Raw genomic sequence first — 4,583 nt, 5'->3', positions numbered from 1 at the left:
GAGGCCGAACGCGCCGGAACCTACCAGCACTGGCTGCATCACTACAATCACCACCGACCCCACACCGGCATCGGCGGAATGACACCAATCGAGCGCCTACGCGTTCACAACCTACCCGTGAAGAACACCTAGGCACCCTTTCCTCCGGTGAGGCGGTGTTCCTCGCCGCGATGTACAGCTTCTACAACGACAATGCCGGCGGCAAAATGCTGGCCCAGCTCGACGCCCCCGGCCTCGCCGGCATCTCGGCGCACCTGGATGAACCCCGCTGCCGGGTGATTGCCGACCTTTTGGTCTCCTACGTCGGATGGTAGGTAAATCCATGTCCGACAACGCGCAACGTCGTGGAGCCACCGGCATCGCCGCCTGATGTCACCCCGCCCCGTCCGCAGTATCGAAAGGACCCGACCACCCGTGCCGCCGCTTCCCACTGAGTGGATTGGACGCGACACTACGTTCGCGTCCATGGTTCCCGGCCTGGAAGAGATCGGCTCGATCGCCATCCCGTACGCTCGGCTGCCTGGCCGTGCCGCAACCACCTATCGGCCCCACTACACCCGTTGGGCGGACCTCGCCGATCAACCGATGGAAGACCTCGCTTGCCTTTGTGGAAGACGGCGCCGGCACGGACGAGGGCGACCAGGTGGGGTGCGTTGACTGCCCGCCAGCGGGCTTGCGCGGCGTCGATGAGCTTGTAGGCCATGGCAATTCCGGCCGCCCGGGATCCCGGGCCCTTGGTGACCTTGGTCCGCAAGCGGACGGTGGCAAACGTTGATTCGATCGGGTTCGTGGTTCTCAAATGGATCCAGTGTTCGGCTGGGTATTTGTAGAATTCCAGGAGCACGTCGGCGTCGTCGACGATCTTGGCGACCGCTTTGGGGTACTTGGCGCCGTAGTCGATCTCGAAGGCCTTGATGGCGACCTGCGCGTGGTCGATGTCCTCGGCGTTGTAGATCTCTTTGATCGCCGCTGATGCTGCCGGGTGCGCCGATTTAGGCAGGCAGGAAAGGACATTGGCCTGTTTGTGGAACCAGCAGCGTTGCTCGCGGGTAGCCGGGAAGACCTCGCGCATCGCCTTCCAGAAGCCCAGTGCACCGTCGCCGACGGCCAGCACCGGCGCGGTCATCCCGCGGCGGCAGCCCCGCAGCAGATCGGCCCACGACTCGGTCGATTCTCGGTATCCGTCGGCCAGGGCGACGAGTTCCTTGCGGCCATCGGAGCGGACCCCGATCATCACCAGCAGGCAGAGCTTCTCCTGCTCGAGGCGGACCTTGAGGTGGATGCCGTCGACCCACAGGTAGACGTAATCGGTGCCCGAGAGGTCACGCTCGCCGAAAGTCTTCGCTTCGTCCTGCCATTGGCTGGTGAGCCGGGTGATCGTCGTGGCCGACAGTCCGGCACTCGAGCCGAGAAACTGCTCCAGCGCCGGACCGAAGTCACTCGTCGAGAGCCCGTGCAGGTACAGCAGTGGCAGCACCTCGGTCATCTGCGGGGACTTGCGTGCCCACGCCGGCAGGATCGCCGAGGAAAACCGTTGCCGCTCACCGGTAACGGCGTCGATGCGCTTGTCGTTGACCCGCGGGGCGGTCACCGTGACCGCACCCGCGGCGGTGAGGATGTCACGTTCGTGGTGATAGCCGTTGCGGACCACCAGACGCCGACCGTTGTCGTCGACCTCACCGGCATGGGCGTCGACGTAGGCGGCTACTTCAGCCTGCAGTGCCGCCGCCAACATCTGCCGCGCACCGTCGCGGACGATCTCATCCAACAACGACCGACCAGCACCGCTGCCGTTCTCGTTGGCTGATTCCGCGTCGTGAACTACCGTGAGCATGGGCGTACCTTCCCAACCAGCGCGCCAACGCCGGTCTTGATCGAGATCCTGTTTCCGTGATGATCATCCTCGGGAAGGTGCGCCCACTTTCACGCCACCTCGCCGAGGCTCATCCACAGGTTCTGATCATTGCTCGGTGGCGACTGCGCATGCTGCCCAACGTGACTGGGCACTCCGGACGCCGCGGCAGCGCGGCACCATGCTGCGAGCTTTGGCGACACTCATGCGAGAGCATACCGAAGAACTCGCGCTGCTCGACGTGGAGTTCACGAGCGCGTTTCGCATGATCGAGACCGTTAAGCCGATGACCCAACCGCCCGCGAGCCCGCTATCAAGGGGAGGCGTCCTGGGTGGCCAGGTAGCCTTCGCCGAACGCGAATGCACCCGAGGCTGAGCGGAACGATCCGGGCGGCGCTGACGATACTTGACTCCAGGTACCCGGGCTTCCGATCGCGCAAGAGTCACCAATTGCGCGGCAGGCCTCACTCGTTCCTCAGGGGAGGTACCCTTTCTGCCATGCAGAGACCGGCGCAAACGCGACAAATGGATCAACTCGGTACCGCTAAACCGCCTCAGTATCCGATCAAGGCTGTCGACAACGCTCTTCGCCTACTTCTACTCCTGGGGAGTAATTGTCAATACCTGTGGATTGGTGTTTTTCAGGCGACCTCCGTTCCGGTCGGGGTGGCCGGGTTGTCGGCCGGTTCGGGTGGGGTGATGTCGACGGGTCGTTCGAGCAGTTTGCCTTTGTGGAACACCGCTCCGGCCCGGACCAGGGCGACCAGGTGCGGGGCGTTCACCGCCCGCCAGCGGGCTTGTGCGGCGTCAATGAGCTTGTAGGCCATGGCGATACCCGCCGCGCGGGAACCCGGCCCCTTGGTGACCTTGGTGCGCAACCGGACCGTGGCGAAGGTCGACTCGATCGGATTGGTGGTGCGCAGATGTACCCAGTGCTCGGCGGGATAGTGGTAGAACTCCAGCAGCACATCGAGGTCGTCAACGATCTTGGCCACGGCCTTGGGGAACTTGGCGCCGTAGTCCAGTTCGAAGGCTTTGACCGCGACCTGCGCGTGGTCGATGTCCTCGGCGCCCGCGATTTCCCGCATCGCCGCGATCGCCCCCGGATGCGCCGACTTCGGTAGTGCGGCAAGGACATTGGCCTGCTTGTGAAACCAGCACCGCTGCTCACGGGTATCGGGGAACACCTCACGGACCGCTTTCCAGAACCCCAGAGCACCGTCCCCGACCGCGAGCACCGGGGCGCGCATGCCACGGCGCCGGCAGTCCCGCAGCAGATCCGCCCACGAGTCCGCTGATTCGCGGTACCCGTCGGTCAGCGCGACCAGTTCCTTGCGGCCGTCGGCGCGCACCCCCAGCATCACCAGCAGGCACAGTTTGTCCTGCTCCAGGCGGACCTTGAGATGGATGCCGTCCACCCACAGGTACACATAATCGGTGCCCGACAGGTCCCGGCGGCCGAACGCGGCGGCCTCGTCCTGCCACTGCGCGGTCAGTCGGGTGATCGCCGGAGCCGAGAGCCCCGCCCCCGAGCCGAGGAACTGCTCCAACGCCGGACCGAAGTCGCTGCTGGACAGGCCATGCAGGTACAGCAACGGCAGCACCTCGGCCATCTGCGGGGACTTACGCGCCCACGCCGGCAGTATCTTCGACGAGAATCGTTGCCGCTCACCGGTTTCCGGATCGACCCGTTTGTCGTTGACCCGCGGCGCCTTCACCTCGATCGCCCCAGCGCCGGTGAGCACCTCCCGGACGTTGTGGTGGCCGTTGCGGACCACCAGCCGGTGCCCATTCTCGTCGACCTGATCGACGAACTGGTCGACATAGGCGGCGACCTCGGCCTGCAAAGCGGCGGCCAGCATCTGCCGGGCACCGTCGCGGACAATCTCATCCAACAACGACCGACCGGCACCGCTGCGGGTGTCGTTGGCCTGCGCGACATCGTGAACTACGGTGAGCACGGGCGTGCCTTCCCAACCAGCGCGCCAACGCCGGTCTTGATCAGAAACGAACTGGACTTGTGATCATCCCCGGGAAGGCGCGCCCACATTCACGCCGCCCTACCAAGGCTCATCCACAGGTTCTGATCATTGCTCCTCCTGGGTGAACGATCAGAGGTCCGTCTTACCGAGGCAAGCGTCTATCTAGACGTGGCATCGTCGACTGCGCATCGGCTGTTATCGATGCTTCAGTATCGCGGTTTCGTCCGCCAGGATCCGATCAGCAAGGCTTATCTGCCCGGACCGGCCTTGACCGGGGTGGCGTTCGCTGTTTTCGCCAGAATGGATATACCGCGCATCGCAGCTCCGATTCTGCGCCAGCTCAGCGATGCGCTGCAGGAAACAGTGCATATCGGGATGCTGGATGGCACGTCGGTCCGCTTCATCGCGGCGCTCGAGAGCCCGTCCGCCGTGCGGGTGGTATCGCGCCTGGGTAGGACCATGCCTGCACACTGCACGTCGACCGGTAAGGCCATGCTTGCCAACTTCTCCGATGAAGAGCTTCACAAACTGTACCCTGACCCAAATTTGGAACAACTCACCCAGAATTCAGTGAGCACCCTCACCCAGTTGTGCGCCGAGTTGGTAGAGGTCAGAAAGAGCGGAGCAATGATCAGAACCTGTGGATCCCGGGCGGGCGTGCCTTCCCGGAAGATGATCTGCAAGGAATCCGAATTCTGATCAAGACCAGCGTTGGCGCGCTGGCGGGAAGGCACGCCCGTGCTCACGGT

The 4,583-nt window shown here is 64.1% G+C and carries 4 protein-coding genes and 2 pseudogenes; 4 read left to right on the top strand and 2 right to left on the bottom strand.

Going from position 1 to position 4,583, the window contains the following annotated elements; translation table 11 throughout:
* Both BKG60_RS09765 and BKG60_RS09760 read left to right on the top strand, forming a co-directional pair.
* Positions 1–132, top strand: a 132-nt coding sequence (locus tag BKG60_RS09765) for an integrase core domain-containing protein (protein WP_138746402.1), incomplete at its 5' end; no start/stop codon positions are given.
* A 23-nt stretch (positions 133–155) separates the two neighbouring features.
* Complete coding sequence (locus BKG60_RS09760) at positions 156–314, top strand: hypothetical protein (RefSeq protein WP_239253220.1); 159 nt, start codon at positions 156–158, stop codon at positions 312–314.
* 254 nt (positions 315–568) lie between these two features.
* Here the strand turns inward: BKG60_RS09760 and BKG60_RS09755 are convergent.
* Positions 569–1,834: pseudogene (locus tag BKG60_RS09755) on the bottom strand (IS256 family transposase); the annotation flags it as partial.
* Between the two features lie 136 nt (positions 1,835–1,970).
* On the opposite strand from BKG60_RS09755, the gene BKG60_RS32420 reads away from it, so the two are divergent.
* Positions 1,971–2,228 (top strand): aldehyde dehydrogenase family protein, encoded by a 258-nt coding sequence (locus BKG60_RS32420; RefSeq protein ID WP_083339453.1) that lies wholly within the window; start codon positions 1,971–1,973, stop codon positions 2,226–2,228.
* 265 nt (positions 2,229–2,493) lie between these two features.
* Here BKG60_RS32420 and BKG60_RS09745 read toward each other — a convergent pair whose 3' ends face one another.
* The gene (locus tag BKG60_RS09745; protein ID WP_016894482.1) at positions 2,494–3,813 is read right to left on the bottom strand and encodes an IS256 family transposase; all 1,320 of its coding nucleotides are present in this window, start codon (positions 3,811–3,813) and stop codon (positions 2,494–2,496) included.
* A gap of 129 nt (positions 3,814–3,942) precedes the next feature.
* On the opposite strand from BKG60_RS09745, the pseudogene BKG60_RS09740 reads away from it, so the two are divergent.
* Positions 3,943–4,500 (top strand): annotated as a pseudogene (locus BKG60_RS09740) (IclR family transcriptional regulator); the annotation flags it as partial.
* Between the last annotated feature and the right edge of the window lie 83 nt (positions 4,501–4,583).

The organism is Mycobacterium syngnathidarum (assembly GCF_001942625.1).
Classification (GTDB): domain Bacteria; phylum Actinomycetota; class Actinomycetes; order Mycobacteriales; family Mycobacteriaceae; genus Mycobacterium; species Mycobacterium syngnathidarum.
This window is presented reverse-complemented; position numbering and strand designations above follow the sequence as displayed.